The 17787-nt window shown below is 53.6% G+C and carries 23 protein-coding genes; 21 read left to right on the top strand and 2 right to left on the bottom strand.

Annotated features, from left to right (window positions below):
* Positions 1-16: 16 nt before the first annotated feature.
* On the top strand, positions 17-838 hold the full coding sequence (locus QNN86_RS20750) for a DUF932 domain-containing protein (protein ID WP_008324970.1): 822 nt from the start codon (positions 17-19) through the stop codon (positions 836-838).
* 35 nt (positions 839-873) lie between these two features.
* Here QNN86_RS20750 and QNN86_RS20745 read toward each other — a convergent pair whose 3' ends face one another.
* A complete protein-coding gene (locus tag QNN86_RS20745; RefSeq protein ID WP_104652230.1) occupies positions 874-1404 on the bottom strand; it encodes a lytic transglycosylase domain-containing protein in 531 nt (176 codons plus the stop codon).
* 665 nt (positions 1405-2069) lie between these two features.
* Between QNN86_RS20745 and QNN86_RS20740 the strand changes: the two genes are divergently transcribed.
* Positions 2070-2462, top strand: coding sequence for a relaxosome protein TraM (locus QNN86_RS20740; protein WP_008324961.1), 393 nt, complete (start codon positions 2070-2072; stop codon positions 2460-2462).
* A 32-nt stretch (positions 2463-2494) separates the two neighbouring features.
* Here the strand turns inward: QNN86_RS20740 and QNN86_RS20735 are convergent, their stop codons facing one another.
* Positions 2495-3136 carry an Arc family DNA-binding protein gene (locus QNN86_RS20735; protein WP_286480275.1) on the bottom strand — a complete coding sequence of 214 codons (642 nt, stop codon included), beginning with the start codon at positions 3134-3136 and terminating at the stop codon, positions 2495-2497.
* 196 nt (positions 3137-3332) lie between these two features.
* On the opposite strand from QNN86_RS20735, the gene QNN86_RS20730 reads away from it, so the two are divergent.
* The 19 genes from QNN86_RS20730 to traF all read left to right on the top strand — a co-directional run bounded on the left by QNN86_RS20730 (position 3333) and on the right by traF (position 17785).
* Positions 3333-3686 carry a type IV conjugative transfer system pilin TraA gene (locus QNN86_RS20730; RefSeq protein ID WP_104652443.1) on the top strand — a complete coding sequence of 118 codons (354 nt, stop codon included), beginning with the start codon at positions 3333-3335 and terminating at the stop codon, positions 3684-3686.
* A gap of 2 nt (positions 3687-3688) precedes the next feature.
* A complete protein-coding gene (gene traL, locus QNN86_RS20725; protein ID WP_008324958.1) occupies positions 3689-3991 on the top strand; it encodes a type IV conjugative transfer system protein TraL in 303 nt (100 codons plus the stop codon).
* A gap of 5 nt (positions 3992-3996) precedes the next feature.
* On the top strand, positions 3997-4581 hold the full coding sequence (locus QNN86_RS20720; RefSeq protein WP_008324957.1) for a TraE/TraK family type IV conjugative transfer system protein: 585 nt from the start codon (positions 3997-3999) through the stop codon (positions 4579-4581).
* Between the two features lie 11 nt (positions 4582-4592).
* Positions 4593-5333, top strand: a complete 741-nt coding sequence (gene traK, locus QNN86_RS20715) for a type-F conjugative transfer system secretin TraK (RefSeq protein WP_286480274.1) — start codon at positions 4593-4595, stop codon at positions 5331-5333.
* Positions 5330-6727, top strand: coding sequence for an F-type conjugal transfer pilus assembly protein TraB (gene traB, locus QNN86_RS20710; protein WP_159137309.1), 1398 nt, complete (start codon positions 5330-5332; stop codon positions 6725-6727). Before traK ends, traB begins: the two co-directional genes overlap by 4 nt.
* An 8-nt stretch (positions 6728-6735) precedes the next feature.
* On the top strand, positions 6736-7218 hold the full coding sequence (locus tag QNN86_RS20705) for a hypothetical protein (RefSeq protein WP_137366884.1): 483 nt from the start codon (positions 6736-6738) through the stop codon (positions 7216-7218).
* Positions 7215-7619 (top strand): hypothetical protein, encoded by a 405-nt coding sequence (locus tag QNN86_RS20700; protein WP_159137308.1) that lies wholly within the window; start codon positions 7215-7217, stop codon positions 7617-7619. The genes QNN86_RS20705 and QNN86_RS20700 overlap by 4 nt, the downstream gene beginning before the upstream one ends.
* Positions 7620-7679: 60 nt before the next feature.
* Positions 7680-8237: a type IV conjugative transfer system lipoprotein TraV gene (traV, locus tag QNN86_RS20695; RefSeq protein WP_008325086.1), complete on the top strand. Its 558-nt coding sequence runs from the start codon at positions 7680-7682 to the stop codon at positions 8235-8237.
* Positions 8234-10837 (top strand): type IV secretion system protein TraC, encoded by a 2604-nt coding sequence (traC, locus tag QNN86_RS20690; protein WP_104652358.1) that lies wholly within the window; start codon positions 8234-8236, stop codon positions 10835-10837. The genes traV and traC overlap by 4 nt, the downstream gene beginning before the upstream one ends.
* Positions 10834-11250: a type-F conjugative transfer system protein TrbI gene (trbI, locus tag QNN86_RS20685; protein WP_008325088.1), complete on the top strand. Its 417-nt coding sequence runs from the start codon at positions 10834-10836 to the stop codon at positions 11248-11250. The genes traC and trbI overlap by 4 nt, the downstream gene beginning before the upstream one ends.
* Entirely contained in the window at positions 11247-11882 is a 636-nt protein-coding gene (gene traW, locus QNN86_RS20680) for a type-F conjugative transfer system protein TraW (RefSeq protein WP_104652357.1), read from the top strand. The genes trbI and traW overlap by 4 nt, the downstream gene beginning before the upstream one ends.
* Positions 11879-12199, top strand: coding sequence for a hypothetical protein (locus QNN86_RS20675; RefSeq protein WP_008325090.1), 321 nt, complete (start codon positions 11879-11881; stop codon positions 12197-12199). Before traW ends, QNN86_RS20675 begins: the two co-directional genes overlap by 4 nt.
* Entirely contained in the window at positions 12190-12819 is a 630-nt protein-coding gene (locus QNN86_RS20670) for a hypothetical protein (protein WP_159137306.1), read from the top strand. The genes QNN86_RS20675 and QNN86_RS20670 overlap by 10 nt, the downstream gene beginning before the upstream one ends.
* 107 nt (positions 12820-12926) lie before the next feature.
* Positions 12927-13148, top strand: coding sequence for a hypothetical protein (locus QNN86_RS20665; protein WP_104652355.1), 222 nt, complete (start codon positions 12927-12929; stop codon positions 13146-13148).
* Positions 13149-13203: 55 nt separating this feature from the next.
* A complete protein-coding gene (locus tag QNN86_RS20660) occupies positions 13204-13527 on the top strand; it encodes a hypothetical protein (protein ID WP_008325099.1) in 324 nt (107 codons plus the stop codon).
* Positions 13524-14522, top strand: a complete 999-nt coding sequence (gene traU, locus QNN86_RS20655) for a conjugal transfer pilus assembly protein TraU (RefSeq protein ID WP_008325100.1) — start codon at positions 13524-13526, stop codon at positions 14520-14522. The genes QNN86_RS20660 and traU overlap by 4 nt, the downstream gene beginning before the upstream one ends.
* 10 nt (positions 14523-14532) lie before the next feature.
* Positions 14533-15153, top strand: coding sequence for a type-F conjugative transfer system pilin assembly protein TrbC (gene trbC / locus QNN86_RS20650; protein WP_286480272.1), 621 nt, complete (start codon positions 14533-14535; stop codon positions 15151-15153).
* A complete protein-coding gene (gene traN, locus QNN86_RS20645; RefSeq protein ID WP_286480271.1) occupies positions 15150-17006 on the top strand; it encodes a type-F conjugative transfer system mating-pair stabilization protein TraN in 1857 nt (618 codons plus the stop codon). Before trbC ends, traN begins: the two co-directional genes overlap by 4 nt.
* Entirely contained in the window at positions 17003-17785 is a 783-nt protein-coding gene (gene traF, locus QNN86_RS20640) for a type-F conjugative transfer system pilin assembly protein TraF (protein WP_286480269.1), read from the top strand. The genes traN and traF overlap by 4 nt, the downstream gene beginning before the upstream one ends.
* Positions 17786-17787: the final 2 nt, after the last annotated feature.

The raw sequence follows: 17787 nt of genomic DNA, 5'->3' as shown, positions 1-17787 counted from the left end.
TCAGGAGTAAATAATTATGGTCAGTTTCGCAAGCCGCTATCGTATGCCAACATCAATCCGTAAAGACCGCCCGCTGACGAATGACGAATTACAGCGCATTGTTCCGAGTGCGTTCTCTGAGGAAAAGCACGATTCTCGTTCAGAGCGTTATACGTATATTCCAACGATTGTCATTCTTGACCGATTACGTGATGAAGGTTTTCAGCCATATTATGCAACCCAGTCCCGTACGCGTGACCAGGATAAACGCGACTTTACAAAGCATATGCTCCGCCTGCGTCGTCATGACCAGATTAACGGAAAGGAAGTACCGGAAATTATTCTGCTGAATAGCCATGATGGTTCAAGTAGCTATAAAATGATCCCCGGTATGTTCCGTCAGGTTTGTAGTAATGGCCTGGTTGCATGGAAGGATTTTGGCGAAATTCGCGTGCCACACAAAGGAGATATTGTCGGGCAGGTTATCGAAGGTGCTTACACGGTGCTGGAAACATTTGACGCGGTCGATGAAAATATTGACCTGATGAAAAGCATTCAGCTTACTTTGCCTGAGCAGCGCCTTTTTGGCGCAACAGCCCTGGAACTTAAGTATGACGGAAAACCGGCACCAATAACGCCGGAGCAAATTATTAACCCCCGCCGTGTTCTCGATAAAGGGCAGGATTTATGGACAACATTTAACGTGGTGCAGGAAAATGTGATCCGTGGGGGGATTCGTGGCAGAACGCCAAAAGGGAAGATGACCAGAACGCGGGAAGTCTCCGGAATAGATGGTGACATCAAATTAAATCAGGTTCTCTGGAAAATGGCCGAAGAGTTTGCAAAACTCAAAGCCTGAGAAAAAGCCGCTCCTATGAGCGGTTTTTTATTTTATTAATTTTTGTTGATAACGATTTTTTCGGTTTTCCTCGCTGCTGACACTGAGGGGGGCTCTGATGATTGTTCCAGTATTGTTTTTCTGGCGAGCAGAATACGGTAGATGTTTTTTATTTCTGTAGCGTAGGCACGTCGTTTTTTTATCATCACATCACGTGGCCCTGTATTATACATTCCAACGCTGTCCCAGTTTTTCCCGTAGGACTGGAAGTTGTGCGCCAGAACCCACGCACCCGAGTAAACGCATATGCATGGATCTTTTAATAGTCGATCGCGGGTAATATTAAACTTTTTAAGTTTACTGTAATGATAACTGTTCACCTGCATCCCGCAGACATCTTCTGATCCATCGTTGTTTGATCCATTTACCGCAGACGCTTTAAGACGACTCTCTTTAATTGAAATTGCCATAAGCAGCAGCGGATCTATTTGATAGTCTCTCCCCGCCTGGTCAAAACACATCTGCGGTGCGGCGAATATCGATAGTGAGAACATCATCAACAGGATGGGGAATTTCGTTATTTTCATTTTATGGACCTTATGTCGATCATAAACCGGTATACGCTGCGCAATAAAAAATACTCCGCCAGATCATTTGAATCAAGATAATTCCCTACAAACGCGCGGAAGCGCTCTGAATCATGCATTCAGCCACGCTCTCAAATACCAGTTACAACCCGGGCACACTTATTTACTTGCCGCTCTTTGCTAACCCTTTAAAACATCACACCCCACGCAAGATTTCATCTTGCAGTTTTTCTCTTTGAATTCAGTGAAATAACTTATGCCATTATGCGGAAAGTTGGAATATGTGGGAAAAAGGTGTGTGGATTACCACACCTTGCAGTGCCTGATTACCACACCTTGCAGTGCCTGATTGCCACACCTTGCAGTGCCTGATTAGGCACTGTAAAGTGTGGGGATTGTGTGTATCCTGATAATAGAGTAGGTTAGTGATATGCAGTGCCTAATCCACACACCTGATGGTGCCTGATGCATACACATCACAGTGCCTAATCCACACACCTGATGGTGCCGGATGCACACACATCACAGTGCCGGATTAACACACACATTTAAATCAGAACAGTCTTTATATGAACGCATTCTTCAGGTTGAGGGTGAATTTACTCACATGAAAAATGGTCGACAGTGCCGTATCCGGCACTGCATGAAAAAATCAGGGAAATATTATGCCGCGCAAGAACATATACTTCAAAGATAAAATCGACAGGGAAATACAGGATATACTGGATATTGAACTTCAGAAGGGCGCAACCACCTCTGAAATGAACTATTCTTCAATAGTCAATGAACTTGTCCGGCTTGGTCTTATGGTTTATAAATCCAAAGAAGAGGGGTCAACCTTCGACCTTGATGGATTCCGCCGCGACCTGATAAAGAAAGTATCAGGCTCGCGGGAAGGTATTATGATTCTGACTGCACTGGTCTCTGAAATCTATGTTAACCTCAAGGGGCAACAGGCGGGAGTTTCACTTGATGACCTGATAAACAATAACATCAGCGCCATTAATATTGCTGAAGACGCAGCAGAGAAACAGCACTTCATTATCGATGATAAATAGCACGAGAGGCCGGACGACCCGGCCTCCGTCGATCACTGCGCGCCATCCTTATCCCACGGAAGCGCGCTTTTTTCTGCCTCATTAATTTTTTCTTTTAAGTAACTCTCAAATTCCATGCACAGCACTTTCAGGGCTTGAGCATCCTCATTCTGTTCAAGTACCCGCCCTGTAAAATATTTCAGTGTACTCATCAACCTCGTCAGCATTTCATCATTCAGACTGCGCCTGTGAACCCTGGCCATTGTGCGAATCTCTTCGGCAAGATTCCCCGGAATACGCATGCTATATCCTGTTGTCTTACCCGGAAGTAATATTCGCTCACCCTCACGCCACACCCAAAGATGCTCCGCAGGGGGACTATCCCTTTTATTTACCTCCCCGCAACGTGTATCCACATCAAGCAGGTTATACAGCCAGTCTTCAAACTTCACCGCCAGAGAAATCAGTCTCTCACCTTCCGCCGTTTTAATAACAGGAATATCCGGCTGATAATTCAGAGACAATAACAGGCGTGCAATAATTTCGTCATTAACACTTCTCTTTCCTGCTCTGGCACACACTCTCAGCTCCATCAGTAAATTATCCGGCGCCCGCAGTCGCCACTCAACAGCCTCACCCGGGCGGAACTTACGCGGCCTTCCCCGGCCACCCCACATTTTCTCTTTTACTTTCATTGCTATAGATCTCGCATTCAACACTCCAACAACCTGAATGACCAAGCCTACTCACTTATATATTCAGAAAAATCCTAAATATTTTAGATAATGTGACATGTGTCACAGTTTTTTTTTTTTAGAGTCATGGGACAATATCGCGTGCGTAAACAAGCACTTACGTACACTCATTTTGTTTACATCCGGAGAAACAAGCATGTCCACAAACGGTAATGCCCTTAATGTCATGAAGGGATGGGCGGTAGCGTCTTTATTTCGTAAAGCTCGCGAAAACCGACAGTTAAAAAAATTTATTAAAAACGGAGGGTTGATTTTAATTTCACTTATGGTCGCACACCCGGCTCTGGCCAGCGGAACTGATTTACTTGCATCACAAAACACAACCGTTAACTCAACCTTCGGTTCTGGCTCTTCCATTGTAAAATGGTTTTATATTGCCGAAATTATCATGGGCCTGTTTATTTACATCAAAGTACGCTCACCGATGGTCTTTGTCGGTATTGTTATGTGTATCATTTTCACCCGCGTCGCTTTCAGTATTGCGAGCTGACCATGAACGGGGAAGAGGATAAATACTACTTCCCGGAAACACTCAATCAGCAGGAACGCTATTTCGGTCTCCCTCTCGATGAACTGTTAATTGTCGCACCTTTAATTATCCTGGGTGTGCTGAACAATATGTCACTGGAGCTTTCTGTTATCGCGGGCCTGCTGTGGGCAACCATCAGATATCTGAAAAAAGGTCAGGGGTCATTCTGGCTGCTGAATTTCTGCTACTGGCATCTTCCCTCTTTTTTATTCAGGGTGACCTTCAGGCAGATACCTGATTCAAGTTTCCGGCACTGGAGAGCGTAATTACTATGAAGCTTAAAATTAAAGGTGAACGCGATAAACAACTCAGTTATGCGTTTATTGCGCTGGCCTCATTGCTTCTGCTGAGTGGGGTGGGAAATGTGCTGACCGGCTCTCTGGCGTGGCATTTTGCCACCACACAGAAAACCGTCACCACGCCCATGTCTTTTAATCAACCCTTCACCTCAGATGCTTCCGGCGCAGATGCCACCGGTATGACCATGTTCGCCTCTGCCTTTATATACTGGCGACTGAATGTCAGCCCGGAGAACGTCGACAATAACCAGAAAATGCTGCTCGGTTTCGTCCCCTCCGTCGAACGGGATGAACTGAAAAAAGCGCTCGATATTGAAGCTGAACGCATCAAAAAAGGGGGGATAACCACCCGCTTTGATACGAAAGAAATCCGTGTCATGGATGCGCCTGGTGTGGTCGAATTCAGCGGTACGCTGAAATCCTCCACAACAAACGGCGCCATCACCATTCCGCTTAAAGACCTGGAAAAAACATACCGACTGAAAATCCGTTACATCGACGGGCTGGTCACACTTCACCAGTTCGAAGAACTCCAGCCGGTCACCACCACAAACTGACAGGACTGCCCATGAAAAACGCAATTTCACCGGCAGCTGCTGCTGTGTTACTGGCAACGGGACTTTTTACCAGCGGCCTTCTGGCCGCTTCCGCTCCCGCCGCCATTCCGTTTGAGAACGACGCCGCCTTTAATGTCACGCTCAGCAACACCAACCCGACCAAAGTTGTTGTTAACGGAGAACTTATCACCAGCATCAGCGGCCCATCCGGTGCCTATGACCAGAGCCAGACCGATGACGGCGCCCTTATTCTGTCGCCACTTGTCGCTCAGAATTTTACTGTCTTTATCCAGACTGACCACGGGTCTTCCCTGAGCCTTAACGTCCGTCCTCAACCCGGAAACGGGAAAACGCTGCGCTTTACCCCGATGTCACCGCCACTGCGCAGGAATGACGATGCAAAAGCCTGGGAAGAGGGACAGAGCTACGAAAAAACGCTGGTCTCTCTGTCCCGTGCCATCGTTAACGGCCAGGTGCCTGATGACTATCAGGAATACCCGGTCAGCCGCATGACGGCATACCACCCGGGCGCAACCGTTCGTCTGACGCCGGAACGTCAGTTCGTGGGCAACCATCTGCGCATTGTGCGTTTTCGGATGAGCAATCCCGGCAATATCACACAGAGTCTGCGAGAGCGTGATTTCTGGCAGAAAGGGGTTCGCGCCGTCATGCTCTCACAGCATCAGCTTTATGCGGGCGGAGAAGGATATGCCTGGATTGTGTTTTCAGATGACGGAGAACCACGTTCATGAGTCTGAATGAAAACCTGAAAACCCGCCGCAAACAGATCGCCATCCTGGCGGCAGTAATTGCCTCCGGGGCCGCAATGGCCGGTGGCGTTGCCTGGTACGGGCATTATCAGGAACAGCAGAAAGCACCTCCGCCAGCTGCTGTGCCGAATATGACCGGCGTGGTGACTGCCACGTTTAATGAACAGGTGAACGATGCTGCACTGGCACAACAGCAGGCTAAAACTTCAGCGCTGGAGCAGAATTTCGCCACACTGTCACAACAGTTTGAACAGAACAAACTCGACACGAACGAGAAAATAGCCCGGAAGGACGCTGAAATTCAGCGCCTGACTGAGCAACTTAACCAAAGACCTGCCGGCAGTAACCCGCAGACACCACCTGCAGACCAGAACGGAACACCACTCCCGGGTCCCGTTGCCGCCGGCCAGTCCCGCCCCGCAGAATACTCCGTCACCCCGACAGGAGCACCACCCGCCAGTGGTGCAGTCAATATGGGGCAGGGCGCAGCTTTCTATCCGGGGGGCTCCGGGCAACGTATGACCGGGGGCCTTACCACCTCAAAATTTACCTACGAGAACCTTAAAAAGAAAACCACGAAACTGCCGTGGATACCTTCGGGGTCGTTCTCTGACGCCATTATGATTGAAGGTGCAGACGCCAACGCCAGCGTCACCGGTCAGCAGAATACCCGCCCCGTGACTATCCGGTTGCTGGGGAATATCCAGATGCCCAATAACAAGGAATACAGTGCTGATGGCTGTTTCGTTGTGGGGGAAATCTGGGGGGATATTTCCAGTGAGCGCGGTGAGGTCAGAACCCGGTCTATCAGTTGCGTGCTGAAGAACGGCAAACATATCGATATGGAGTTTGACGGACACGTCAGCTACCAGGGCAAAGGGGGCATCAGAGGGAAGCCGGTTATGCGTAACGGTATGATTGTCGGTTATGCCGGTGCCGCCGGGTTGCTCTCCGGTTTTGGTGAGGGGATTAAATCGGCCGCCACGCCATCGGTCGGCCTCGGGGCCACTGCCGATATCGGTGCCGGTGATGTGTTTAAACAGGGGCTGGGTGGCGGTGCGAGTAAAGCCGCTGACACCCTGAGCCAGTACTGGATAAAACGTGCTGAACAGTATCATCCGATTATTGATATCGGGGCCGGGAACCGCGTCACTGTGGTGTTCCAGAAAGGCTTCCGTCTTGAAACGCTGGAAGATGCTGAGGACGCGAAGGCGAAAGAAGAGCTGCAGAAAGCCGGTAACGCCGCACAGGGTTCTGTGACTCCGCAGCCTGTCAACCAGACCGCCACGCACAGCACCACATCGGTGGGCAACATCAACCCGGATGACGTTCTGCGCCAGGCCAGCCAGCTGCGGCTCGGTGACACAATAAACTGAGGTGGAAGATGGATACAAACCGAAGACTGCTGAACGATATTCGGGTGGACCTGCATATGTGGCAGGCTAACCATTATCCCCCACATCAACAGTGGGTTTACACCTTTTCATTGATATTCGCTTTTGCGAACGGCGGGGTATGGATGTATCTGGACATCACCTGGTGGCTTCAGTGTACAGCCAGCTTTGGGGGAATAATCTTATTTCTGTGCTTATTCAAGCGGCTTTTCGACAGTAAACCCCGGACATGGCCTGATGCTCTGGACAGGAAACTGGCCCGGTATAAACCGCTTGACCCTGTGGCATGGCGGGAGTTACAGGCCTCGGTTGTGGAGAACCGGGTACTTACACGTGAAGCTGTGGAACGCTGGTATGAAAAGGAAAAAGCAACTCAGGTGGAAAGGCTGTCTGGTAAATCATCCGTAACGGGTCGCTTTCAGTTCCTTCATAACCATCCCGACAGCAACCCCGGCAAGGAGAGGAACCAGTGACGTTAAATTCCGAATCCTCCTGCATCATGAAATGTGCTTCTGACCTTCGCCATGTGTTCATTCCTTTTATGGTCTACAGCACTGAACTGACTGTCTGGGCGGTACTGATACGTAAAGGGGTGGTGACGTATGAGTGGAGTAGCTGGCGTGTTGGTCTGCTTGTTGCGCTGTTCCTTCTTTTCTGTACAGCAGCCGTTACTTTCGGGGAACGAATCGAAGGGATTATTTTCACATCCCTGGGGGTTATAGCGCCCTGGCTGATACTGCTTTGCCGTTCTTTGATTTGGGCGTTTATTGATATGAGCATGGCGCGTATGAATGTCGACCTCTTTCTGGCTGGCACTATTTTAAGCGCAGTGGCCCAGGCTGTTTTTATATTAGTCCTGCACCAGAAAAATTAAATCAACCTTATCCGCCCCCATTCCTTACTGGTTCTGCCATAAATTAACCGGAGTTATCCCATGAAAAAACTGATGGGCGCTGCACTGCTGTGCAGCGCGCTGACCGGCTGTGCCGGCATGAATTCTGATTTCGACTGCAATAAAACTGCAACTGACCAGTGCCTGACGACCGGCGAGGCCAACAAACTCGCCGCTCAGGGCAAAAGCCTGGACGAACTTAACGCCGGTAAAACCGCAAAAAAGCCTGCGGGTGAAACCCTGCCGGCACTGCGTAACGTGGCACCTGTCGTGAATGCGTCACGTCCTGTATCAGTCGCAGCAACCGGAACCCCGGCTACTCCGCTCATCGCGCCACGTCCGCTGGCCACGGCACCGGCAGGCACCATGCTGGCGGGCGTGATACCTCGCGTGAGTCCGCGTCCCGTTGTTCCGGTCACCCCTGTTAATACGGCCGGACGCGTACAGGTCCAGCGTATCCCGGATGCGACCCAGCGTCTGTGGATTGCACCGTGGGTGGATACGGACGACAACTTCCATCAGCCTTCTGTGGTTGAGTTTGTGAAAAACAAATCCCACTGGGACGAAAGCTTCCGTGTTATCGGGGAGGGCGGGGAATGAGCAGTGTCCTGGACAGCCTGATGGGGCTGATTGAGAGCGGGCGGCGTAAGGACGGTGCCGCGACCGCGCGTGCCAACCTTGAACAGACCTGGGATTATCCCTCCCTGGTGGCCAGTCTGCCTTATCGCTATTACGATGAAAAAAATGAGCTTTTCATCAATACCGGTACTGCAGGATTTGTTCTGGAACTGGCGCCGTTGCCTGGCGCCAATGAGCAGGTGATGGCCGCGCTGGATGACATGTTGCGTAAAAAACTCCCGCGTAAAACACCGGTCACCGTTGTTCTGACTGCCAGTAAATGTGTGGGCGAGCGTATTGCGCGGGGTGTCAGTACCGATATGTGGAAAGGTCAGATGGCCGATCATCTGAATAAAATTACCCGTGCGTTCTGGGAGCGTTCGGCACTTCACGGACTGGCCAATGAGCGTGAGTACCCGCTCTATCTGCGAAACTACCGTATCTTTATCGTCTACGGTAAAGCGGTGAAACGGTTCTCCCAGCAGGTGATGGATGACCTGGTTCAGATACGCAACACCATTCGCGTTTCCCTGGGGGCGGCGCGGATAGATTCCGTTAACACCGATGTGAATGCCTTCCTGTCGGTCATGCGTGAGCTGATGAACTACCGTCATGAGCAGGTCATGATGTCGCCGGGTGATTATAACGAAGATGAGCTGCTCAACCGTCAGGTGGTCGATCCTGCCATTGACCTGAGTGTTCACCCGTCACATATCCGTATCGAATTACCGGAAAAAATCGAAACAGACGGGACACGACTTCCGGCTTCAGCCTGCCGGATTGTGAATATGCAACTGAGCAAAAATCCCCGCCGGTTCGCACTCTGGCAGGGAGCCGATAACCTGCAGAATCTCCGCTTTCCTGATCTCGGTATTCCGTGCCCGTTTATGATCACCTGGACCACTGAACTGGAGGAGCAGACCAGAAGCCAGAGTGAGGCCTTTCGCAAGGATACGGACCTGTCCAAAAAGGCCAGCTCAGCCTACGGGGCGCTTTTCCCCGGGACCAAAAAAGCGGCAGACGAATGGCGTAGAACCCGTGAACAACTGTCGACCAACGAAATCGCCCTCTGCCGGACCTACTTTAACCTGACGCTGTTCACGCCCGACAATAATACGGAGGCGCAGAAGTGTGAGCTGGCCGCCATTAACGTCTTCCGTAAGAACGAGCTGGAGATGGTTACGGTGCAGTACCAGCAGATGCGTAACTGGCTGGCCGGCTTCCCGTTCGTGATGCAGGAAGGGATGTGGGAAGATCTCAAAATGACGGGGGCCACCCTGCGGGGGAAATCCTGGAACGCCGTGAGCCTGATGCCTGTGGTGGCTGAGCGCCAGTTGTCGCATGTGGGCATGCCGTTGCCGACCTACCGCAACCAGGTGGCTTTCTTTGATATGTTCGGGGAAGAAAACGGCAGCACCAACTTTAACATCGCTGTCACGGGAACCTCGGGGGCCGGTAAGTCATTCCTGACGCAGGGTGTTCTCCGTGATGTCCTGAATGCAGGCGGTTTTGCCTGGGTCATCGATATGGGTGACAGTTACAAGAACTACTGTCACCAGGCTGGCGGGGTTTATCTCGACGGTTCGAAGCTTCGCTTTAACCCGTTTGCTAACGTGAAAGACATCAGGCACTCCGCTGAAGGTATTGTGCGTCTGCTGACGGTACTGGCGAGTCCGACCGAGCCGCTGGATGTTGTGTGTGAAGCGATTCTGCAGAAAGCGGTGATGGATGCGTGGGAGAAAAAAGGCTGTCAGGCGCGTATTGATGACGTTTTCAGTTTCCTGACCAGCGCTGATGTTAATCAGCGCTTTGCCGAAAAACCGACCATCACGGCGCGTCTGGCTGAACTGGCCATGCTGCTGGAAACCTACTGCACCTGGGGACCGGATGGCGAATACTTCAATGCGGACAACCCGACGCTGGATGGTGACACACGTTTTGCCGTTCTGGAGCTGCTGAGTCTGGAGAACAAACCGAAACTGCTCTCGTCCATTCTGTTTTCGCTCATCCTGGCGATTCAGGAAAAGATGTATCACAGCCCGCGTGACCTCAAAAAAGTCTGCATCATCGACGAGGCCTGGCGACTGCTCGGTGGCTCCAATCCACATGCAGCCCGCTTTATTGAAACCGGCTACCGTACTGTGCGCCGTCACCGTGGGGCGTTCATCACCATCACGCAGGGCATCAGGGACTTCAGCGCCAGTAAAGAAGCGGAAGCGGCCTGGAACAACAGTTCGACCAAAATCACCCTCCTGCAGGATGCGAAAGCCTTCAAACAGTACCTCTCCGACAATCCGGACCAGTTCTCGGACATGGAAAAAGAAGTTATCCGGGGTTTCCAGCCTGCACTGCAGACCGGTTACAGCTCGCTGCTTATCAGCGCCGGGGAGTACAGCTCGTTTCATCGCCTGTTTGTCGATCCTGTTACCCGCGCCATGTTCAGTTCCCGTGGGGAGGACTTCGCTTATATGCAGAACGCACAGAAAGCCGGTGCCACGGCAGATGAGGCCGCATATCTGCTGGCCGAGAAGAAGTTCGGTGACGAACTTCGTGAACTTGAAGAATGGGTAAAAGCCGCATGAGTGAACAGAATGAACAACCGTATGAGGCCGCCACTGTCCGCGCAGGTATAAAGCCGCGGGACTGGCTGAAAGCCCGGAGCGTGAAAATAGCCGCCTGTGTGCTGATTTCACAGTTGGTCATGACCGGAATAACGTGGGTATATATGAAATCCACGTCCCCGGACGTGGTGGTCTTCGACATGAAAGGCACCATCGACCTCTTTATGCAGCAGTCGGCACAGCTGCAGCTCGATGAAGGAAAAGCGAAAGTACTGACGGCCCGTTTCAACACGGCAATGTCTGACAGCCTGGCGGCGTGGCAAACCTCGCACAACGCCATCATTCTGGTGAAACCTGCGGTGGTCAGTCCGTTGCCGGATATCACACCCGATATTCGCCGCGACATTGCCCGGCGCACGCAGGAGGGGCAGTGAAGAAACGTCAGCCACTGATGGCATTACTGTTGCTGGCACTGTCAGCCGGCAGTGGTGCCAGAGATCTCGGTACCTGGGGGAACGTCTTTGAACCCGCAGAGCAGGACATGCTGGACTTTATTCAGACCCGACTGAAGGGGATGGAGCAAAGCGGGGAACTCGACCGGTTGCGGGAAGAAGCTACGGCGCGGGTGAAAAAAAATGCCGTTCGCCCGGCCCCGGTTGAGGGGCTGAGCCGGGCCGTGAAATACCGCAGCTTCCCCTGGGACCCGACATTTACCGTGAAAGAAACCATTACGGATATGCAGGGGAAAGTGATTGCCCGTAAAGGTGACACGATCAACCCGCTTGATAAGGTGCCCTTCGCCCAGGTGCTCTATTTCATCGATGGTGATGACCAGGCACAGGTGGAGTGGACCCGAAAGGAAATCGCCGGACAGACGAACAGCAAAGTTATCCTGGTGAACGGCAATATAAAGGAAACCAGTGATGCGCTTGATGAACGTATCTACTTCGACCAGGCAGGTATCCTGACCCGCAAGTTTGGCTTCTCACACATCCCCGCTCGGATATCCCGCGACGGTCGCATGCTGAACGTTGAGGAGATCCCCGTAAAAGGAGCAAAGAAATGACAGCCACAACGTTAGGTGATCTGTTCCCGGAAATGCGTCATGCGGTACCGGGACGGGAAAGAAAAAGCCATCCCACTCCAGAATCGCCGGGGAAACCCGCCCGTCATGTTACCCGTCAGGGAACGGCGGACCGGCTCAAAATGCTGTATCCCGAGATTGAATCCTGGAACCCTGTGCTGGTTACCCAGGCCTGGTTTAACTGGCTCAGGGAAAATCAGATGGCGCTGGTCGAACCGCAGGCGCGTGACGAACGCTTCCCGGACTATCTGGTCGGTCTGATAGTCAGGCATATGCAGGAGACGGAAGCATGGATTTAACGTCGTTCGGCTGCCTTTTATGGGCCCTGCTGGTCGGGCTGCACTGTCTGGCGTCGGGCGCACCGGGAAAAAGGATGCACAGGTATTCCGGTCAATGCGAAGACAGCGGGGCACTGCCCCCGCAGGAGGAAGATGAACAGCCGTCCCCCTTTACGCAGGTAACCGTCAGTGTGGATGCACAGCCGGGCATGTTAACGCGCGATCTGGTGTATTGCCTGGCGCGCGCGGCCGGCGCGTTGCGGACAAACGGACTGCCTGTGAGCACCGACGGATGCCACTATCACGGGGATTATGGTTACACCGGGGTCGCCGTCCCTCAGTATTCAGTGCACTGGCGTGTTCATGCCCGCCTGTGCACTGACCAGCAGGCTTTTTTTCCTGATAAGGACGGTCCGTCACTTCCGCCCTGGCTGGAAATGGCGGGGCGGTTGTCGCAGGGGAGTCTGGCCCGCCATATTTATGTGATCCTCCAGGGGACACCCCGCACCTCCTGCGACACACTGGCCTGGTTTCTGACTGAGGCGGCAGACGCGATTGCGGCGGGCGCGTCAGAGGGCAGCAATTTTGATGAGCACCGCTGTGGTTACGCGTTCCTGGTTATCCGGCCTGCCTCGTTCTGATGTTTCAACCGCCCAGGCACTCAGGCTCTCCGGTGCTCACTGCGTGGCGCTTCGCCTCAGCCGGGCTCCCCTCCCGGTATCTCTTAAAACCCTGACAAGGTAATGCCATGAAAAAAGACCCTGAAGGTGAAAAGGGCCGGAATGTTGCCATCTCGTCATTACGCCACGATGAAGGTTCAGCCAGACAGCTGGATGAGATCCTCAATGAAAATCCGCTCTACAAACCTTCTGCCGTAATGCGCGGCGGCATTCTTGCCCTGTATGAAATGACCCGGGAACAACGGCTGGCCATCATCATGAAAGCGGCCAGCAACGCCCGGAACCACTGATTTTTCCCCACGCCCGCCATCATCCCGGTGGCCCGGGCATATCCGGAGATACCCCATGACCCATTCAACAGCGGTCGGACCGGTGGCGGTGACCCGTGACCGTAACGGCTTCTGGACTCACCCTCGCTATTTTAAGCCTGCTGGCGATGAAGCCTCCCGGGCTGATTTCAATAACTGGCTGCGCCGGAACAATCTGGTCTGCGCACTTTGCTGGCTGGAGAACGACGCCCCTCCCCATGTCACTGACGCCTGGGAGCATGGCGCCTGCGACATCAGTGAGTGGCAGCCCTCCATGCCTGCCGGCGAGGGCTGGTTTACCGGCTCCATTCACGACACGGAAGACGGACCCGTCTGTGTCTGGCTGCGGGAGGCACCATGAAACGCGGTGTCTGGTTTGCCGCGCTGATTCTGGCGCTGACGGTATGGACGCCGGGGCAGGTATCTGCAGCCAGCAGTAATGCCGGGGAGGGGCGGTGGGTAAACCCCATCTCGGATGTCTGCTGGAAGTGCCTGTTCCCGATGTCGGTCGGGAGTATCAAACTGGCGTCCGGACCGCAGCCGGATACCAGCAACCCCTCCATTCCTATTCAGATGTGTTCATACGGTGTGCTGTACCGGATAGGGCTGGCAATTGGCTACTGGGAGCCCACAGCCATGACGGATGTGACCCGCGAGCCCGGGGTGATGGTCAACATGGGGGGATTTAAGATAGACCTCGGGCGGACGGGAACCGGCACCGCCGGTCAGAGCGATCGACCCGCTGCCGGCGCGTTCTACCATGTTCACTGGTATAAATACCCGCTGATTTCGTGGCTGAGCATCATGACCAGCACCGGTTGTTTTCAGGGGGGCGACATGGATATTGCCTACATGTCTGAAGTCGACCCGCTCTGGAATGACAGTACGCTGTCCATGATGATTAACCCGGAGGCCGCACTGTTTGGCAACCTGATTGCGCAGGCGGCCTGTGCGGCCGATGCGGTGGCCAGTACCGCTGGCGTACCGTTATCTCCCCTGTTCTGGTGTGCCGGCAGCCAGGGAAGCATGTATCCCTTTACGGGGTATACCAGCGGGGAGTTTTCGCCGCTGGAATCCTCACTGCTGGTCAGTGAGAGAATGGCCTTCAAGCTGCACCGGGAAGGTCTGGTGATGAATACGGTGGGGGCTGATTATGCCGTGTGTTATCAGTATCCCTCACCCATCGTGCCGAAAGAACGCTGGCGTTACCAGATGGTGAACATGTATCCCGAAACCAACAGCTGCCACGCTTTTGGTGCGAGTACCCAGACCTGGGGGACACCGCACAACGCGCCCCATTCAAAGAAAAATTTCGGTTATCTGCTCTGGCGCAAACGCAACTGCGTCTATACATGAGGTTCCTCCCATGAACAAGACTCTGTACCGGGTACTGCTTGCCAGTGCCCTGATGGCCTGTACGTCGCTGGTTTCAGCCAGTGAGCAGGCAGGTGTGTCCCCCCGGGATATGACGTGGATGAAACAGCAACAGCAGGCGATGGACGCGTTTAAACAGAATCTTCAGGGCCAGACCCTGTCTCTGCCGCCGGAACAACAGGCGCTGATAAACCGGATGCAGGGGGATGTGGCCCGACAGCAGGGAGAACGCCCGGGGGGCGAAAAAAAAATGTTCCCTGCCATCTACTTTGTCAGCCTGGGGCTGCCCCGGGAAGGTCTGTTACCGATGCTCCGGGACGCAAACCGTTACGGTATTCCCGCCACGCTCCGTGGACTGGTAAATAACGACCTGCGACAGACCGCCAGCGCGATGTTTGAACTGTCCAAAGAGGATAAAAACATTGGTGTTCAGATTGACCCGACGCTGTATTCCGAATTCCACATTACGACCATACCGGCTCTGGTGGTGACCTGCCCTGGCCATTTTGATGTGATTCGCGGCAGCCTTCCGCTGAAACAGGCTCTGGAAAGAGTGGCTGAAAACGGGGACTGTGCAGCAACAGCCAGACAACTGTTGAAGGAGGGAGAATGAAATCTCGTCTTGTCGGGGCGCTAATCCTGTTGCCCTCACTGGTGCTGGCAGATGCAACCAGTGATGCCTTTAATGCCGGAGCGGAATTTGGAAAAGGGAATAAGGGACAGGGGACCAGTAGCCTGAAAAATCCGGACGCGGTCACGGGCGATATTCCTGGTTATACCTCAAACCCGCCGGAAAGTGGTTATTACGGCGGCGTGAAAGGCGGTGACGGCGGGCTGGCAGAAAAAGGGCAAAACGCCCTGCAGGACAGCCAGGCCGGCCAGGCGATTATCGACTCCGGGATCAAAAACCCGCTACCGGCGATTGATCCTGAAGCCCCTTTTATTACGGCAGGCAAAAGTGCGGAGTCGAATGCGGGCAATATGATCAACGGGACAGGAAACCCGCAGCAGTGTCAGGAAACCACGGTCTCGAAATCCGTGTTCGACAAGTACACCTGTGAGCGGGATGTGTGGGTGGAACAGAGCTGTAACCGGACGGCAAAAATTGTGATTGAGGGGGACACATCCTGGGAAACTCAGACGCTGGAATACGAGCTGAGCCAGCTGCCCATGCAGGAAATAAACGGACGCAATATCGTCACCATCGTTCCGCAGGTTGGGGGCGAAATTATTCAGGCCACCTATTCATGGCAAAACCAGCATGGTAATAAGCCCCGGTTTTTTATGGATGTTTCCATTCTGGGGGCTGAAATTCCCTGGCACAATAAAGGTAACTTTCAGAATGTCAGCTTCAGCCCCGTACCGGCGACGCTGACCGCCGGTGTGCCCTTTACGTCGTCCCACCCCCATAAGCTCAGGGACGGCTCGGGCACGCAGTCATTTAAAACGCACGTACCGATGAGCATCAGGCTGGTTCTGAGGGTCAAAAAAAACAGCAGTGTGGCCAAAGTAGTGTGGACTGATTCGTGCGGCAATATGTCCGGCAGGGGAGCGACAGTCCCGGTTTCCAGCGTCTGCTCCGTTGCAGGCGGGTACCGCCCGGTCACGATTGATGGTGTCGTCCAGCAGGTCTGGAGCGACTGCTGGGAATACACAGACCAGTATCTGGTTCAGTCAGGATCAAAGGGCACCTGCGAGCCTCTGATGAAGAACCCGGCCTGCACGGTGACCGGCACACAGTGCCTGACGCAGAACGGCGCTTACTGTGAACACGAAAAAGTGAACTATGAATGTCAGCGGACGTTCACGTCTGGTGGCGTGATTTGCGGGGGGGAGTACTTCTGCAAAACGGGGGACTGCAGTGATACCGGCGGGGCCGGGGACAGCGGGTTTGATACGGCGGTGTCAAAACTGGCCGGGCTGGCATCAGCGGCGGATGACGTGAAAAACACCCAGAATGGTATGGATGTCCGCGCGTTCACCGGTCAGGCCACGAGCTGCCGGAAAGCGGTCGCAGGCTTCTCAAACTGCTGCAAGGATTCAGGCTGGGGGCAGGATTCGGGACTGGCGGCCTGCAACAGTGATGAGATGGCACTGGCGAAGGCGAAAGCGAAAAAAATCACCGTCAGTGTGGGAGAACGCTGTGACCGTTCGGTGCTGGGCGTCTGCCTTCAGAAAAGTAAGGTGTACTGCGTGTTCCAGGGAAAACTGGCGCGGATTATCCAGGAACAGGGGCGTCGTGACCAGCTACACGTAGGCTTTGGCAGTGGTAAAAATCCGGACTGCCGGGGGATCTCTGTCAGTGAGCTGCAGGGTATCAATTTCGACTTGATCAATTTCTCAGACTTCTATGAGGACCTGATGAACAACCAGAAAATCCCGGATACCGGGACGCAGGTCAAACTCATCAAGGACCGCATTGCCGCGCAGGTCAATCAGCAGAAAAGTCAGGGAGGCCAGAAATGAAGCCGTGTTTTTATGCGCTGGCGTTACTGGTCGTCAGTCTGTCCGCCACGGCTGAGGACATTGTGACGCCGGCTGACCCGTTTACCGGCTGGTTCTGGTACAACGAGCCGAAAACGCCGCCTGAGAAACCAAAAAAGACATCACCACCGCCCCCGCAGGCGGTTCCCGACCTCAGTAAACTGTCGGCGCAGGAGCAGGCTAAGGTCCTCCGGGGGTACACGATGGAGGCGCTGAACCGCGCCATCCTTTACCCCACTCGGGAGAATACTGCGACGTTCCTGCGCTGGCAGAAATTCTGGACGGACAGGGGGTCGATGTTCAGTCAGTCATTTGCGGCGGCGCAACTCAGCCACCCGGACCTGGATTACAACCTGGAATATCCACACTACAACAGCATGGCCCCGTTCGTGCAGACCCGTGACCAGCAGGCCCGGCAGAATGCAGTGGAACAGATAGCGCAGCGTTACGGCCTTTTCTACTTCTATCGCGGCAGTGACCCGATTGATATCCAGATGGCCGGCGTGGTGGCTGACTTTGCCAAAACCAACGGCATATCGCTGATCCCCGTTTCGGTGGACGGCCAGGTTGCCGCATCGTTGCCACAAAGCCGGCCTGATTCGGGACAGTCCCGCACCATGAGTATCACGCATTTCCCGGCACTGTTTCTGGTTGACCCGAAAGGTAAGACCTTCCGCGCGCTGTCTTACGGCTTCATGACACAGGATGAACTTTCCAAGCGATTCCTGAATGTGTCCACCGGTTTTAAACCCCAGTCTTAAGG

It is taken from the genome of Citrobacter sp. C348, assembly GCF_047467975.1.
Classification (GTDB): Bacteria; Pseudomonadota; Gammaproteobacteria; order Enterobacterales; family Enterobacteriaceae; genus Citrobacter; species Citrobacter gillenii.
This window is presented reverse-complemented; position numbering and strand designations above follow the sequence as displayed.